Source organism: Paenibacillus xylanexedens (genome assembly GCF_017874615.1).
In the GTDB taxonomy this organism is placed as follows: Bacteria; Bacillota; Bacilli; order Paenibacillales; family Paenibacillaceae; genus Paenibacillus; species Paenibacillus xylanexedens.
This window is the reverse complement of sequence record NZ_JAGIKV010000056.1, coordinates 1-1,142: the sequence shown is the minus strand read 5'-3', so window position 1 is coordinate 1,142 and position 1,142 is coordinate 1. Positions and strand designations below refer to the sequence as shown.

Below are 1,142 nucleotides of genomic sequence, written 5' to 3'. Positions count from 1 at the left end.
TATATAGATTGAACTCATAAAATTAAGAACCGCCTAATCGGGTAAAAGATAGTAATAACTGAAAAGGGCGGGGATTCAAGTGACAAATGAAGAAGAGATTGAAAAGCTAACAACGGCCATGAAAGAAACGGATAGTACGCGCATGTATGAAAGATATTTAGCTGTCCGTTTGCATTTGGAAGGCCGGACTTTAACCGAAACTGCAGACATTTTGGGCAGATCATTTCCTGCCATAAGCGGATATTGGAATGCTTATCGCAAGCAGGGACTTCAAGGCCTTGAGTTTGGTGAGTATCCCGGCGGCATTCGAAAACTTTCTGATGAACAAGAAGAACGGCTGAAAGAAACCATTGCCAAGCAAAGTCCGGTCGATGTTGGATTTGAAGCGAAATACACGTGGACGTTAAGAATCATCCGTGCATGGATCTTTCGCGAGTTTGACGAGAAATATACCCTGAGAGGAATCTCTAAAATGCTGAACCGGCTTGGTTTTAGCTACACGAAAGCCACCTATACTTTGGTACGAGCCAACAAAGCGGAACAAAAACAATTCCGCGAGGTCACTTTGCCTGAGCTAAAAGAGCAACTGAATCAGGGAGAAATCGACCATCTTTTATTTGAAGATGAATCCATGATACGGGCCTATTTGGCTTTGCAGTACAACTGGTTTCCCAAAGGAAAACAACGCAAAATTCCGACATATGGCGAGCATAAAGGAGCCAAACTATTTGCTGCCATCGACTATGAAACAGGCCGTGTGACCCATCGAGAAGAAGAAAAGTTTGATGCGGCGGCCTTTGGAAGATTTTTAATAGATATCTTACAGGCCTATCCCAATGGCAAACTTATCATGGTGTTAGACAACGCCCGTACTCATCATGCTGAGGAAATCCAGCCTTTTCTGCGAGAAAATCCGAGACTTCATCTTGTTTTTTTACCCAAGTATAGTCCTGAGCTTAATCCTGTTGAAGGATTATGGAAATGGCTAAAACAGGATGTCGTAAACAATGTCTTTTTTCATAAGTATTACGTCATCCGTACTCATGTTGCAGATTTCATGAAACGGGTCAATCAGAGTCCTTTTGAATTAATTGATCGGCTACTGGTTCGGGCGTAAAGATTTTCAGTTCAATCTATATAGT

1 protein-coding gene is annotated in these 1,142 nt (G+C 42.1%); it reads left to right on the top strand.

Annotated features, from left to right (window positions below; all coding sequences use genetic code 11):
- The first annotated feature begins 73 nt into the window (after nt 1–73).
- A complete protein-coding gene (locus J2Z28_RS30980; protein ID WP_211085775.1) occupies nt 74–1,117 on the top strand; it encodes an IS630 family transposase in 1,044 nt (347 codons plus the stop codon).
- Nucleotides 1,118–1,142 lie beyond the last annotated feature (25 nt).